The sequence below is a fragment of the Synechococcus sp. RC10A2 genome (genome assembly GCF_047502605.1).
In genome coordinates this window covers 22,003-36,502 of the sequence record NZ_JANSHP010000041.1, presented here as the reverse complement: position 1 = coordinate 36,502, position 14,500 = coordinate 22,003, and the positions used below count along the sequence as shown (strand labels likewise).

At 61.6% G+C, this 14,500-nt stretch carries 10 protein-coding genes and 1 tRNA gene; 3 read left to right on the top strand and 8 right to left on the bottom strand.

Annotated features, from left to right (window positions below):
• Positions 1-25: 25 nt before the first annotated feature.
• On the top strand, positions 26-787 hold the full coding sequence (locus NW848_RS04080; RefSeq protein WP_414508664.1) for an HAD family hydrolase: 762 nt from the start codon (positions 26-28) through the stop codon (positions 785-787).
• Here NW848_RS04080 and queA read toward each other — a convergent pair.
• The 4 genes from queA to NW848_RS04060 all read right to left on the bottom strand — a co-directional run bounded on the left by queA (position 784) and on the right by NW848_RS04060 (position 6,013).
• On the bottom strand, positions 784-1,974 hold the full coding sequence (gene queA / locus NW848_RS04075) for a tRNA preQ1(34) S-adenosylmethionine ribosyltransferase-isomerase QueA (protein ID WP_414402652.1): 1,191 nt from the start codon (positions 1,972-1,974) through the stop codon (positions 784-786). The genes NW848_RS04080 and queA overlap by 4 nt on opposite strands.
• Before the next feature lie 91 nt (positions 1,975-2,065).
• A complete protein-coding gene (gene dcd, locus NW848_RS04070; protein ID WP_011430319.1) occupies positions 2,066-2,659 on the bottom strand; it encodes a dCTP deaminase in 594 nt (197 codons plus the stop codon).
• 84 nt (positions 2,660-2,743) lie between these two features.
• On the bottom strand, positions 2,744-3,394 hold the full coding sequence (locus NW848_RS04065) for a cob(I)yrinic acid a,c-diamide adenosyltransferase (protein ID WP_099812110.1): 651 nt from the start codon (positions 3,392-3,394) through the stop codon (positions 2,744-2,746).
• Between the two features lie 1,332 nt (positions 3,395-4,726).
• The gene (locus NW848_RS04060; protein ID WP_414508665.1) at positions 4,727-6,013 is read right to left on the bottom strand and encodes a phosphodiester glycosidase family protein; all 1,287 of its coding nucleotides are present in this window, start codon (positions 6,011-6,013) and stop codon (positions 4,727-4,729) included.
• A 272-nt stretch (positions 6,014-6,285) separates the two neighbouring features.
• On the opposite strand from NW848_RS04060, the gene NW848_RS04055 reads away from it, so the two are divergent.
• A complete protein-coding gene (locus NW848_RS04055) occupies positions 6,286-7,212 on the top strand; it encodes a D-isomer specific 2-hydroxyacid dehydrogenase family protein (protein ID WP_011430313.1) in 927 nt (308 codons plus the stop codon).
• 31 nt (positions 7,213-7,243) lie between these two features.
• On the opposite strand, the gene NW848_RS04050 is transcribed toward NW848_RS04055, so the two are convergent.
• The 4 genes from NW848_RS04050 to NW848_RS04035 form a co-directional block, all read right to left on the bottom strand.
• A complete protein-coding gene (locus tag NW848_RS04050) occupies positions 7,244-8,350 on the bottom strand; it encodes an isocitrate/isopropylmalate dehydrogenase family protein (protein WP_099812112.1) in 1,107 nt (368 codons plus the stop codon).
• A 159-nt stretch (positions 8,351-8,509) separates the two neighbouring features.
• Positions 8,510-10,903 (bottom strand): primosomal protein N', encoded by a 2,394-nt coding sequence (gene priA, locus NW848_RS04045; RefSeq protein ID WP_011430311.1) that lies wholly within the window; start codon positions 10,901-10,903, stop codon positions 8,510-8,512.
• Between the two features lie 41 nt (positions 10,904-10,944).
• On the bottom strand, positions 10,945-12,462 hold the full coding sequence (locus NW848_RS04040; protein ID WP_011430310.1) for a hypothetical protein: 1,518 nt from the start codon (positions 12,460-12,462) through the stop codon (positions 10,945-10,947).
• Between the two features lie 659 nt (positions 12,463-13,121).
• Positions 13,122-13,194 (bottom strand) — tRNA-Ala (locus NW848_RS04035).
• A gap of 248 nt (positions 13,195-13,442) precedes the next feature.
• On the opposite strand from NW848_RS04035, the gene sppA reads away from it, so the two are divergent.
• A complete protein-coding gene (sppA, locus tag NW848_RS04030) occupies positions 13,443-14,483 on the top strand; it encodes a signal peptide peptidase SppA (protein WP_011430309.1) in 1,041 nt (346 codons plus the stop codon).
• The last annotated feature ends 17 nt before the right edge of the window (positions 14,484-14,500 follow it).

The window sequence follows — 14,500 nt, the reverse complement described above, 5'->3', positions numbered from 1 at the left end:
AAGGAGTGGGGGGTAAGGCTGTCCAATGGCGCTGCAAGGGGTGATCCTAAGCTGGAGCGGTGTGGTGGCCGACGACGAGGGGCTGCACCTCCACGCCATCAACCAAGTGCTGCTGGAGGAGAACCTGCGTCCCTGGGATCTGGGATCCCGGGAGCAAAAGGAGCTCTACCGGCTGCACTATCTGGGCCGACCGGATTGGGAGCGCCTGCCGGCGCTTTGGCAAGCCCAGGGACGGGTGCTCAGCCCCAAGCAACGAGAAGAGTTGTTGCGCCGCAAGGCCCTTTACTATCAACAGGCTCTGCAGGAGCAGAAGGGATCCCTTCTTGTCCCCGGTTTGGCAGAGGCCCTAGAGAAGCTGGAGCGGCTGCAGCTCAAGGTGGGCCTAGTGAGCGGCCACGCCGCTGCTGAGGTGGAGGCTTTTTTGGAGCGCTTCCCCTGTCCAGCTCTGGCGCGGCTGACTCATGACTTTCGCTACCGCGTAACCGGCGAGGCAGGGGATCCTCAGTTGCACCGTCTGCTCCTAGAGCGGATGGGGCTCTCCCCTCAGGAGTGCCTGAGTTTTGAAGCCACCTACGCCGGCATTCAAGCGGCTCGCTCGCAAGGGATCCCGGTCTTGGCCCTAGCCACCTTCTTCCCGCTGCACATGTTGCAGCGGCGGGCCAACTGGGCGGTGGATGGTTACCCCCAAGTGGAATGGGAGCGCCTCCAAACTTGGTTTGCCACTGGCCAAGACCGTCCTGCCGACCCTCCTGGCAAACCCTTAGCCAAAGGGCAGGGTTCTCCCTAGGGCAGGATCAGCATGCCGTCCCCAAAGGAGTAGAACCGATAACCCTCCCGGATGGCCTCTTGGTAGAGATCCAGCAAACGCTCTCGCCCGATCAAGGCTGCCACCAGCATCATCAGGCTGGAGCGGGGCAGATGAAAGTTGGTGATCAGCCCCTGCACCACCCGCCAGGAGTAGCCGGGGTAGATAAAGAGGTCGCTTTTTCCCTGCCAGGGTTGCAGGGTGCCGGAGAGGGCTGCCGTCTCTAGGGCCCGCACCACCGTTGTTCCCACCGCAATCACCCGCCTTCCCTGGGCTTGGGTTTCGCGAATAGTGTCCACCGTTTCTGCCGGCACCTTGAGCCACTCGCTGTGCAAGCGGTGGTCGGTTACTCGCTCTGCCTCTACCGGGCGGAAGGTACCCAGGCCGATGTTGAGGGTGATGTAGGCAGTTTGGATCCCCTTTTGGGCCAGCCGCTCCAAGAGCTGGGGGGTAAAATGCAGCCCGGCGGTGGGGGCGGCCACCGAGCCCGGGTGTCTGGCCCAGACCGTTTGATAGTCTTCAGGTCGGACTCCCGCGCTTGTCGGATCAAGGGCGTGGGCAGCTTTCAGATAGGGAGGGAGCGGGATCCGCCCCACCCGCCCCAGGATCTGCTCAAAGGTATCCGCCCCTTCCCAGGTCAACTGCACCACCCGGCCACCCGTCTCCGCGTCCACGGCCAGCACTGTGGCCCCCAGTTCAGCCGGGGATCCCTGGCGATCCCAAAACCGGATTTGATCCCCCACCTTGACCCGTTTGCCTGGCCTAACCAAGACCCGCCAGATTTGCTCCTGCTTGGAGGTGTTGGCCGGGATGGGCTCCAGCAGCAAAACCTCCACCCGTGCCCCGGAAGCGTCCTTTCCCGGCAAAACCTTAGCCCCCCATAGCCGGGCTGGGATTACCTTGGTGTCGTTGAGAACCAGCAGATCCCCGGCCTGCAGGTAGTCGGGGAGGTCGCAGAAGCGGCGGTGCTCGTGCCTATCTGGGTACACCACCAGCATTCGCGCCTGATCCCGTGGCTCCACAGGGGCTTGCGCGATCCGCTCAGGGGGCAGGGAGTAGTCGTAGCTAGCCGTTAGGAGATCCGGGTTGAGCTCTCCAACGCTCCCTGGAAGAAGCTGGCCGGGTTCGGCTTGGCCAGCAGAAGCAGCCAGTAGGAAAGAATGGCTCATGGACAAACACAGCAGCACGCCTCCAGCATAGCCGACGGATGCCGGTTGCCAGAGGCTTTGTCCGGGAGGGATTGGGGGGAGGGTGTGCCACCTAGACCTTGGCCACCACCACCCGCTGGGGTTGATCCTGGTACTTGCCCTGGCGGTCGGCGTAGGTGGTCTGGCAGGGATCCCCTTCCAAGAAGAGGAGCTGCACCACCCCTTCATTGGCATACACGCGGCAGTCGGCGCTGGAAGCGTTGGAGAACTCCAAGGTGAGATAGCCCCGCCACCCCGCCTCGGCTGGGGTGAGGTTGGCGATCAGCCCTACCCGCGCGTAGGAGGACTTGCCAATGCAGATGACGGTGATGTTATCCGGGACTTGCAGCCGTTCTAGGGAGACGCCCAGGCCGTAGGAGTGGGCGGGGATGATGAAGTAGTCCCCCATCTCGTCGTGGTGCAGCTCCACAGGTTCCAGGTTTTTGGGGTTAAACCGCTTGGGATCCACCACCGTGCCGGGCACGTGGCGGAAGATCTTGAACTCCACCGGTGACAGGCGAATGTCGTAGCCGTAGGACGAGAGCCCGTAGCTCAAGACGGGCCGCATCTGGCCGTTCCACTCCACGCGGCGCACCAGCTCAGGACAAAACGGCTCGATCATCCCCCGTTGCGCTTGCTCGTAGATCCAGCGGTCGTTTTTTAACATGGCTGCAACAGGCTGCCCGACAGGCCAGAGAGTTTGGAGAAGAGAGCGCAGTCGCTGCTGGCAAGGCTACGAGCTGCTGACCCGCTAGGGATCCATTCTCGGCGGGGGGCCGCCCTCTGGGGAAGGAGGAACGAGGACTGGATCCCGCCGTGGACGTAGCTGGGTGATCAGATCGGCGCGCTCCAGGAGAGAATCCGGCATCTCCGGCCCGGTGATCACCATGTCCATCCAGACTGGGCGCTGATCGATCAAATCCAGCACCTGCGCCTCCGGGATCAGGCCCAGCTTGATGGCCAGGCCCAACTCGTCTAGCACCACCAAGCCATAACGGCCACTCCTGACCGCCTCCTGAGTAAATTGCCACAGCTCATCCAGAGCCACCCGCTCCTCCGGCTCCAGGTGAGGCGTATCGATGCAGCGGTGCAGACGACAGCGGGCCCACTCCAGCGAGCTGCCCAGCAAAAGACGATTTTCCGGCCCCTGGTTGATCCCGCCCTTGAGAAATTGCACGATCAACACCCGCGTCCCCTGGCCGGCCAAGCGCAGTGCCTGAGCCATCACAGGAGTGAACATGCCCCGGCTGGGATGGGTGTAGAGCTGCAGGGATCCCTGGGGGATCAGCTGGGCAGAAAAGGCTCCGTCCCGCTGGAAAAAGCGGTCGCCGGCAGCAGGGTTGGCCTGGGCTGCAGGCTGTTTGATGCGGGCAACAGGAACGGCATCCTTGGGGGAGGGCATAGGATTGGGTGAGGCAGTGCGAACCACGGTTTTATCTCGTGAGGGGGCTAGGGGACAAGGCCCTTGGTCTGGGCGGCTTTGCCGAGGAACAAAAGCCCTATCCGTCACCGTTGCGGAGACGCGAAGGAGAGCCACAAGCAACTACCGCCTGCCAAGGCAAACGGCAACTGATGGGACGCAAGGCTTACAAGTGGTGGAAAACATTGACTACGGATTCCATGAAACACCACCTGTGCCTATTCGTCAACGAGTCAGTTCTGTTTCCCGTCGACACACAAATCGCCCCGAATACGGTGTTAGAAAGTATAATCCTTGCCCATCCTAGCTTTTTGCCAGGCGGAGGCGATGGGCGAGAAGAAAAGCTTTTGGATGAGATCTTAATAAAACTTCCGCCGAGGTGTAAAAGCTTAAGCGTCTAGCCATCTTGCTTAATCACGAAAATGTGCCCCAAAAAGATGCAAGCAAAAGATCACTTTTTCTAGATAAGATTAACTCTCAATACATGAGAAGGCCAATGACGGCGGCTTGCTCAACTCAATAGAAAAGAGACTTGAGGCGTCCCAGGAGCCTTGCTCGGCATAGACTATAGACTAATCCGCTTGATTGGAAGTCGAAGAACTTGTGTGCATTCCAAAGTAGTTCATTTGAGAAAGGTTGCGACCACAGAGCCAGAAGGTCTACTTTCTTAGGTCGATAAACGCAGATTGTTTACTGCCGTCATAAAGATGGTCTTTTGATAAGGTCTATCAGGATCGGCGGTTAATTGGAAAATAATGTAAAACTTATTGCAAGACCAATTTTGGTTGTTTGATAGTTTTTCTGTTGAATTAAACTTCAGTATTTCTATATAGATTGCGTCGCTGTTTCCTGATCAAATGAATGGGAATTTCTATTGGGTTTTTGCCAACTTTATGAGGGTTCTGTAGGCAAGCAGGATCGCTGCAGACAAGGAACGGATCCGTAGCGGCTCCCGTCAGGGTTGCCGGAAAAAGCTGGGGTTGGATCCCATTTGAAGCCGGTCACTCCGCGCTCCAGATCCTTGGGTACCGATGTTGCCGGGATCCTATGGCGCAAGGGGGGCAAGGCTCTTTCTTCTCTGAGAAGCCTCCTTTAGTCTCAGAAAAGTAAGTAGAACCTTGGGGCTCTGCCTCAAGGGGCTGTCTAGGGGTGGCTTGACAACGCCTCTACGAGTTCGTTTGTGGACTGCGCCTTCAGGCAGAGGGAGTGTCAAGCTGATTAAAAAGTAGCCAGAAAGCAGATGGGGATCCGACGCTCGAGCCGTACATCAAAAGAACCGTATCCTGCTGCCGGAAGAGTTGTCTTGGTTTGCCGCTAGCGACTTAGGTTGGAGAAAAAACCCAAGCCATTGTGAACCCCGGGTAGGCGCCGCCGAGATCTCGTTGTATTGGGATCAGTCTCGCCGTCGGCTAGTCCGATCTCTGGCTCCAGATTGACGGCTTCTTCCCCCAGCACCAGTGTGGAAGAGCGGCCTCCATCTAGGTTCAAAGCGTGGCGACAGCCCAACTGCCGCAACAACTGCGCCATCTCCAACAGGGTGAGCCCTTGGTTTTCCTGGGCATTGCCGGCGGCCACCAGGAGCAGATCCCTGTTGTCCGGTTGCCCCTGCCGCAGACAGATGGCGCTGCGGGCAGCCTGTTGCCGGCGGAAGAGAGGCTGAAACCCCTCCAATTCGGCATCCAGGACCACCTGGCCGTCCAAGAGCAAGAGCGGCCCTGCCCCCAGAATGTGGGGGTAGGCTTCCAGCTCCAGCGGATCCACCGTCCAGTCCAGCCGGAGGCGATCTCCTGGGATCAGCTTGCCGGCTTCTAGAGCGCCCTCTAGCCCTCGTGCTGCCAGTATGTAGCCTTTGGGAGGGATCGGCACCGTCACTTTGCCGGCCACGCCTGCCGACAGGATCTGCTGCAGCCGGTCTTCTTGCACAATGAGGAGAACTTCGTCGTCCGTCTGGGTGGTGTAGGTGGATCCCCAATCAGGGGTGTACTGGGCGATCCCGGGCAGGATGTAGCCGCTGTTGATGCCGACCAAGGGGATCCGATCCCCCAAGTCGTTGCGCAGCTCTATTTGCATCCGCAGGCGGGCAAAGCGCACCGGCTCCAAGCCAGGGGGAGAATTGGCGGCGTCAAACCAGGCAATCGCCCCTCGGCCCAAGATGGGGCTGGAGATCCAGCGGCCTTCCAGGCGAATGGCCCCCAGCGGCTGGCGGGTATTGCGGTTAAAGAAGCCGCCGTTGATAGCAGCCACCGCTCCCCGTTCGCGGCTAAAAGCGGGCAGCTCCCCCAGGCCCACTAGACTGGCAGGGTCGGCCCAAATGGGGCGCAACTGGCCGGCGGCTAGGGAAACTGCCACGACGGAAACCAGGATCCGTCGATCCTCCAGCCAAACCATCCTTTGGTACAAAGGGATCCCCTCTACTACCCGCACAGGCTGCCCGTTGAGGAGCGTCTGGGCAGGGACAGGTAGGTTGCTGAGCAAGAGGAGAGCTGCCCCCGCCCAGGCCACAGCTTTGGACCAAGAGACCCACCTTGCCGGCACCACCCAAGGCGCCAAGTTGGGAAACTGCATCTGGCAGGAAGAGGGCAAGTTTTTGGCTTTGAGCAAGCTTGGCAGCTCCTATCCGCCGGCGGCAAAAGTGGCCATCAAAATCAAAGACAGCAGAATGCCCGGAAAAAGCAGCAGCACCAAGGTCAAAAACTCAGAAAGGGTCATGGGCTGAAGACGAGAAGAAGAGGCAGAGGCTACAGCTCCTAACCTAGCGATTCCGGCATCCCTTCCCATCCTCCCTTTGGGATCCCTTAACAGTTCTGAGGCTTTTCCCACCCCCTTCTGCCAGCGATATCCTGGCAAAGGGGAAGTCATCTTCGAGAGCTCTGATGGGCATCCAAGGCAGACGCATAGCCGTCGAACCCGACCACCTCCGACCCTGGTTAAAAGAGGCAGTCCTGGCGGGGGGTGGCGAACTGGTGCCGCTGGCGGAAGCGGAGGCTCTGGTGTGGGCCGATGCCTTTGACGTGCCCAAGCTCAAGCAGTGTCTTGCCGAAGGAAAGGGGATCCGCTGGGTGCAGTTGCCCTGGGCGGGCGTGGAGCCTTTTGCCCAGGCAGGGATCCTGGATCCCGCCTATGTGTGGACCTGCGGCAAGGGGGTCTATGCCCAAGCGGTGGCCGAGCATGCCCTGGCCCTCACCTTGGCCGGCCTGCGGGATCTCAAGCACCGCGCTCTGGCCCAGACTTGGCAGCCGGGATCCGGCACCAGCCTCTGGGGCAGCCGCGTGGTCATCTTCGGGGCGGGGGGCATTGCCCAGGCCCTGATCCGCTTGTTGCAGCCCTTCCAGTGTTCCGTTGAGGTGGTGCGGCGCAGGGCGGATCCCTTGCCGGGAGCCAGCCGGGTGGTGACGTTGGCGGAGCGGCAGGCAGTGCTGGCAGGAGCGGATGTGGTGATCCTGGCCTTGGCCCTCACCCCCGAGACAGAGGGGATCATCGCCTGGCCAGAGCTGGAGCAGATGGGATCCGGCTGTTGGTTGGTCAATGTGGCGCGCGGCAAACATATCGTCACCCCTGACCTGGTGGCCGCCTTGCAGGAGGGGATCATCCGGGGTGCCGCCCTGGATGTTACGGATCCAGAACCGCTGCCCGATGGACATCCCCTCTGGCGCTTGCCCAATTGCCTAATTACCCCCCACACGGCCATCACCGACGCCATGATTGTCCCTGCCCTCTCCGAGCGGGTGCGGGAAAATGTGAGCCGCTTTCGGCTGGGAGAACCCTTGCTGGGGGTGGTGGATCCGGTTCTAGGTTACTGAGCCCTCACCCTCTCCCGAGGGAAGCAGGGATCTAGGACTCGATGGGAATAGGATCCTGGGGAGGAGCCATCTCCTGGACGCGGGCGGCGATGGCCTCGGCCATCTCCTGGGTGCCCACAGGCTCCCCTTGCGCCAGGTCATAGGTGACGTATTTGCCTTCGGCAATGACCGACTGCACTGCCGCTTCTACCCTCGCGGCGGCTTCCCGCTCGCCCAGGTAGCGCAACATCATGGCCCCGGAGAGGATGAGGGCAGAGGGGTTGACCTTATTTTGGCCGGCATACTTGGGCGCTGAGCCGTGGATAGCCTCAAAAACCGCAATGCCATCGCCGATGTTGGCCCCTGGCGCCACCCCCAGCCCGCCGATCATCCCGGCGCACAGGTCGGAGATAATATCCCCATAAAGATTGGTGAGCACCAGCACATCGTAGAGCTGGGGCTTTTGCATCAGTTGCAGGCACATGTTGTCGACAATGAGATCTTCAAACTCGATGTCGGGGTACTCCTGGGCCACCTCCCGTGCCACCTGCAAAAACAGGCCGTCGGTAAACTTCATGATGTTGGCTTTGTGAACGGCCGTTACCTTTTTGCGGCCATTCTGGCGGGCGTATTCGAAGGCAAACTTGACAATGCGACGGCTGCCAAACTCCGAAATGGGTTTGATGCCAATGGCAGATCCCTCGCGGATGAACTTGCCAGAAAGACGCATCATCTCTTCGCGAGCGTGGGCTGCTTCGGGGGTGCCTCGCTCGAACTCGATCCCGGCGTAGAGATCCTCGGTGTTTTCCCGCACCACCACCAGGTCAATGTCTTGAAAGGGGCTTTTGATGCCGGGGAGGGACTTGGCCGGGCGCAGGTTGGCGTAGAGATCCAGCTCTTTGCGGATGGCTACATTGACTGAGCGAAAGCCCGTGCCTACAGGGGTGCCGATGGGCCCTTTGATGGCCACTCTGGTTTCCCGGATGGACTCCAACACCTGCGGTGGCAAAGGCGTGCCGTATTTCTCAATCACCTCTACCCCTGCTTCTACTCGGATCCACTCCAAGTCCACCCCGGTGGCCTCCAGGACTGTGGTCATTGCCCTGGTTACTTCCGGGCCAATGCCATCGCCGGGGATCAACGTTACACGATAGGCCACAAATCCTTCTCCTCCCAGGATTGACGCTGGCAGCTTGACGGGATCCCGCCTAGCGCCGGCCTTTGAGCCCGTGGGGGATCCCTGAGCTTAAACGAAGCTTAAACGACTATAAAACAGGTTGGGGCCATCCAACGCCAAGCTGCGGCAAAACTGCCGCCCCTAGAGGATCCGCAGCGGATCCACATCGAGGCTGACGCGAATCCCCTGGGGAATATGTCCAAGGGCGCGGCGCAGGTGGGTATCGATCTGGGCGCGATCCCAGGGCTGATCGGGAAGCTGTTTGAGGAGGATCTGCCAGCGGTAGCGGCCGGCAACCCGCTCCACTCGGGCCGGTCCTGGCCCCAACACCTCCGCCGGGATCCCTTGCAGGCCCTCAGCTAGGCGGCTGCAGTAGCGCTCTAACGCCTCCAGGCGGCTGCTGCTCAGGCGAATTAAAATCAACGCCCGGTAGGGAGGGTAGCCCCCCTCTTGGCGTTGGCGCAGCTCGGCCTGGACAAAGCCCTCGTAGTTGTGGGCCAGCACCGCTTGCAAGATGGGGTGCTCTGGCAAATAGGTCTGGATAATGGCCTGGCCTGGCAAGGATCCGCGGCCTGCCCGGCCCGCCACCTGGGTCAGCAGTTGAAAGGTGCGCTCGCCAGCGCGGTAGTCAGGCTGGTGCAGCAGCCCGTCGGCGGCTACCACCCCCACCAGCGTCACCTGGGGGATGTCCAGCCCTTTGGTGAGCATCTGGGTGCCCACCAGCACCTGGGCCTTGCCGCTGCGAAACTGCTCCAGCAAATCCCGGTGGGATCCCTTACGGCGGGTGGCGTCGCTGTCGTAGCGCAAAATCGCCACCTGCGGCCAGTGCTGCTGCAGCACCTCCACCACCTTCTGGGTGCCGGTGCCGAAGTGCTTGAGGTAGGGCGAGCCGCAGGCAGGACAGTGCTGGGGGTGGGGTTGGCGGGCGCCGCAGTAGTGGCAGCGCAGCTCCTGCCCGCCCTCCAGGTGAAAGGTAAGGGAGACGTCGCAGTGGGCGCAGGTGAGGACAAAGCCGCAACTGCGGCACAAGACAAAGGTACTGTGCCCCCGCCGGGGGACAAAGAGGATGGCCTGTTCCCCCCTCTTCAAAGTCTCGTGCAAAGCTTGATGCAGGCGGCGGCTGAGAATGCTGCGGTTGCCCGCCTGCAGCTCCTGGCGCATGTCCACCAGCTCCAGCCGGGGCAGGGTGGCCGGGATCCCCGCCTGGGGGATGCGCTGCGGCAAAGGGAGACGAACCCAGCGCTGCGGATCCTGCAGGTGGACCGCATAGGTTTCCACTGCCGGTGTGGCGCTGCCCAGAACTAGGGGACAGTTGGCTAGCTCAGCCCGCCACTCCGCCACCTGACGGGCGTGGTAGCAGGGCTGGGGCTGATCCTGCTTGAAGCTGTCGTCGTGCTCCTCGTCCAGAACGATGAGGCCCAGGTTGGCCAAGGGGGCAAACACCGCCGAGCGGGTGCCGATCACCACCTGGGGGACAGCAACCAACATCTGCCGCCAGAGGTCGTAGCGCTCGCCGGCTGAGAGGCCGCTGTGGTAGGTCCACACGCGGGATCCCAGCCGCGCCCGAAAGCGATCCGTCAGTTGCGGGGTAAGGCCGATCTCCGGCACCAGCACCAAGGCTGACCGCCCCTGCTGCAGCACCTGGGCAATGACTTGCAGGTACACCTCTGTCTTGCCGGAGCCGGTGACCCCATGCAGCAGAAAGCGTTGGTTTCGCCCCAGGGCTTGCTGGATGGCCGCCACTGCCTCGGCCTGGGCTGGCGTCAGAGGCTTGGGCAAATCTTTCTCCACAGGCCGCTCGGCCTCTCCCAGCCGCAGCAAGGGTCGCTCGTAGAGGTGCACCCGGCCTTTGCGGGCTAGGCTCTGCAGCACTGACCGGCTCACCCCCGCCAGGCGCTCCCACTCGACCAGCAGCAGCTCCCCCCCCTTTTGCTTGAGGATCTGCAGCGCTTTCTGCTGGGGCAAGCTCAGCCCCTCCAGCGAGTCCTCCACCAAGGTGGCCGCCTGTTGGGTTTTCACCCTGCCCCCCTGCTGCTCCTGCCAGAAGCTTTCCACCCAACCCCGCCGCTGCAGCTCCCGCAGAGCGACCTCGGCGCCAGGCACCTGCTGCTGGAGGTAACGCCAAGACAGCTCCCCTCCCTTCTCCCGCAGCAGCCGCAGCAAAGCCTGGGCAGCCGGCGAACATTCCCCTGGCGGGGATCCAACCAGGCGGATCCGCCGCTGGGAGCGGCTCAGCAAGCCCGGCGGCAAAACGGTGCGCACCACCTGGGCTAGGGGGGTGAGGTAGTAGTTGGCTACCCGCTGCAGCAGAGGCCAGAAATCCTTGGGCAGGATCCCTTTGGCCACCACCGCTTCAATCTCTCGCACCGACTGGGGATCTACTCCTGTCGGCAACTCCGAGCGCCAGCCCAGAGCCACCGCCCCCGCCACCTGTTGGCCAAAGGGAACGCTGAGGAGATCGCCCGCTTCTGGCTCCCATCCCTCTGGCACGCGGTAGGTGAAGCAGCCCCCCAAGTGGGGATGATCCACCCACACCTCCAGCCAGCGGGGAGGAGCAGGCTGCGCCACCGGATCCCTCACGGTCGGGGCAAGAACCGCGGCAGATCCACTGCCCGCTTATCAGGGCGAGCCAGCAAAGGCCGGGACTGTTCGCGTAAGCGGGACGGAGTCCATAGGGCAGACTTGGGCTTGGCGGCCTGGAGCGAAGCGAGAGACTCAGACCGTGTTGGCGTGTCGGCAGCATTGGGAGCCGCTGCACCAGCGCGAGGCGGGATGTCTATTCCCTTGCGCTCCAAAGCCGTCTTCAGGCTGAGCAGGTGCATCTGCTGCTGCTCGTACTTCTCTCTCAGGGAGCGGTTTTCTTCGGCGAGGGCGGCGCGTTCCGCCTGCAGGGCCCTCACCTGCCCCTCCAAGGCCTCTGTTTGCTCCTGCAGATGGGTGACGGCGATCTGGGCAGAGCGCAATTGCGATTGCCAGGTGGGTTGGTCGGCAAGCTGGGCCAGAGCTGCTTGGAGCCGCTGCTCCAGATCGCCGAGGCGCTGCTGGGCCTGGGCGTACCGTTCCTCCAGACGGCGGTGCTCCTGCTGCCAATGGGCAATTTCCGCCTGCGCTTGGGCGAGGGCAGCTTGCAGCGCTTCGACCTGGGCTTGCCACTGCTGTTGCTGCTCCCGGGAGTCCTGACGCCATTGCTCTTGCTGAGCTTGCAAAGCGGCCAGTTGCGCCTGGGCATCGGCCAGCGCCGCTTCCAATTCCTGCCGTTGTTCCTGCCAGCGCTGCTCCGCTTCCGCCTCTGTCTCGGCATAGCCCGCCAGACGCGCCTCGAGATGTTCCCGCTGTTCTTGCCAGGCTGCCCGTTGGTCGTTGTACAGAGCCCGCAGGCTGTTCAGCTCCGCCTGAGTTTCTGCAATTTGGGTGCGGGCCAACGAAAGCTCTGCCTTGAAACGCTGCAACATCTCCACCCGTTTTTCCGCCAGGTCTTGAGCTTCCACCAGAGAAGCCTGTAGCTCCTGCTGACGGTGTTCCCACTGACGGCGCTCCTGAGCATGGGCCAGCCGTAGCTGCTCGATCTGCTCCTGTAGGGCTTCGATATCTTGGCGCTGCCGCTCGTTGAGGCGTTGCCGCGCCGCCAGCTGAGCTTCCTGCTCCGAGAGCTGAACTTTTTGCTCTGCCAAAGTCTGTTGCAACTGGCGCAGGGCATGTTCCCGCTCCTGCAGCGCCTTTTCTTGCTCGGCCACCTTCTGGCGCAGGGCTCGGCATTCGGCTTCCCAAGCAGCGTCTGCAGGCGTTTGGGCTTTCAATTGCAAGAGCTCTATCTGCTGTTGCTGCTTGCGAGACTGCAGTTCCCTCTCGGCCAGTTGACTGTGCAGCGCCTCTACTTCAGCTTGTAGCTTTTCCTGAAGGGCACGCCGCTCCTGCAGCTCCGCTTCGGCTTCGAGTAGCCGAGCCTCCAACTGCTGCCGCTGCCTCAGGGCCGAATGCCGCTCTGGATTGGGATCCGATTCCGTTCGCGTAAGCGGGACGGAGTCCTTGGCCGACTGGCCGGCTTGAGCTTCGGGAAAGGTGGGATCCGAGTCGCCTGAGGAGGGAGCACGCATAGGTTAAAGCGAAGATGAAGAAGGGGAGGTACAGGATAAAGTTCCCTGCAGTATAGAGAAGTTTTCCGGTGGGTTCAAGCCAGGGGAGGGATCTTGTAAGGTTTCTTTCCGATTCCGAGGCCTGTTGGCCGCCCTTCTTGTCTTGGGGGCTCCTCATCAGGGAGTTGAGCTGGCAGCGGAACCTCTGTTTGGCCGTTTTTTCGCCAGAAGACGTCTCCCTTCCCCCCAGAGGTCAGCTGCGGCCTGGGGTTGCCTTGAGAGCTTGCTACGATTGCCCCCCTTGCTTCACCCGCAGTACACACTATCGCTGCCCGGGATCCCTCCAGCCTGCCACCACCAATAGTTTGCACCATTTTTTATTTAGTTGCACCCTATAATTCGGCGGCGTTTTAGAGCATCTTTGTCCAATGGCAGGGGCCCTTCGCCCAGGGATCGGCGCAGATCTGCAAGGGATTGAGGCAGCGTCAGCTAGAAGCCGCAGGAGCCCCGCTCCGTACCCCCTTCCCCCCGTATACGGGGAAAGGGGGGCGACCATGGCCGGGTTGCCTCACGGCGGCTCAGATACCTCCCGCAAGGCGGGGATCCCATGGCCGAAGCCGTCTCCTCCGGTCGGAGGGAAGGAGTGACCATTTGCTGGGCCTCGGATGCTATCAGGCCAATGGAGCTTAGCGGACTCGAACCGCTGACCCCTTCAATGCCATTGAAGTGCTCTACCAACTGAGCTAAAGCCCCAAGATGCAGCCTTCCGGCAAGAGCCTGGGCAATTGATTTATGCCCGCTCCAGACTACAATTTTAGCCTGTAGAAGCTGCTTTGGCGGTGAAAAGTACGGGAATCTATCCTAAATAGACGGGAGATCCTTGTCAAGAGTTGGGTTGGAGCGTCCACTTGCAAAAGTGGAGATTGGATCCACCTGGCTCCTGCCCTCTGTTGCAGGAGCTTGCCGGGTGATAGAACGGAGTCAGCGACATTGGGGGGCTTGTGACACAGGGATCTCAGCTTAACCGCCTTTTGGCCGCTTCCTTGCTGGTGGTCTGCCTGATTGCGGCTGTTATTGGCGGCACACGACCTGCCGCAGAGTCGGTTCGGGGTGGCGTCGGGCTAGAGGCCCCTCGAGGGGCGAATCGCATTGAGGTGGTTACCATCGAGGGAACGATAGGAGGGCCACGGGGCTCGACTTTGGTAGGTTTGCCCACCTCTCCCTTAGATCAGTTGCGGGAAGCTGTCGAGGATCGCGCCGTCAAGGCTGTATTGCTGCGCATCAACAGCCCGGGCGGGGCTGTGGGATCCAGCCAGGAGCTCTACCGCGCCGTCACGGCTCTGCGGGAAGCCGGCAAGCCGGTGATTGCCGTCATGGAAGACGTTGCCGCCAGCGGCGGCTACTATGTAGCCAGTGCTGCCGACAAGATCTACGCCAACCCGGGCACCCTGACCGGCAGCATAGGGGTGATCATCAGCGGCCTCAACTTTGGCAAACTGCTCGACAACTACGGCATAGAGCCGCAGACCTTCAAAACCGGCGAGTACAAAGACATTCTTTCCCCTTTCCGGGCTGCCACCCCCCAAGAGCAACGTCTGCTGCAAGAGTTGGTGGAGGATACCCTCGACCAGTTCGTTCGCGATGTGGCCCGCGGACGCCAGCGCTTGCCGGACAAAGGGGCAGAAAAGGTGCTGGATGCGGAGATGATCGCCCGACGGCAAAGCTTGGATGAGGCGCGGGTGCGCCAGTTGGCCGATGGGCGCATCTTCACCGGGGCGCAGGCTGTGGAGTTGGGCCTGGTAGATGCCCTGGGAGGATATGCCGAAGCCGTGGAAGATCTGCGGCGCATGACCGGGGATCCCTCTTTGTCGCCAGCAACGGCGAGAGATCCCTTCCAACGCGCCCTGCAGCGACTATTGAGCCAAGGACTGCCTCCGCAAGGGCAAAATCTCTGGCCCGCTCGACTGTTGGGGAGCCACGAGGTGGCCGGGATCCCGGAAGTGCCGCTGCTGTGGATGGCGCCCGGGTGGACTTTGCGCTAAACCTGACAGTGATCATA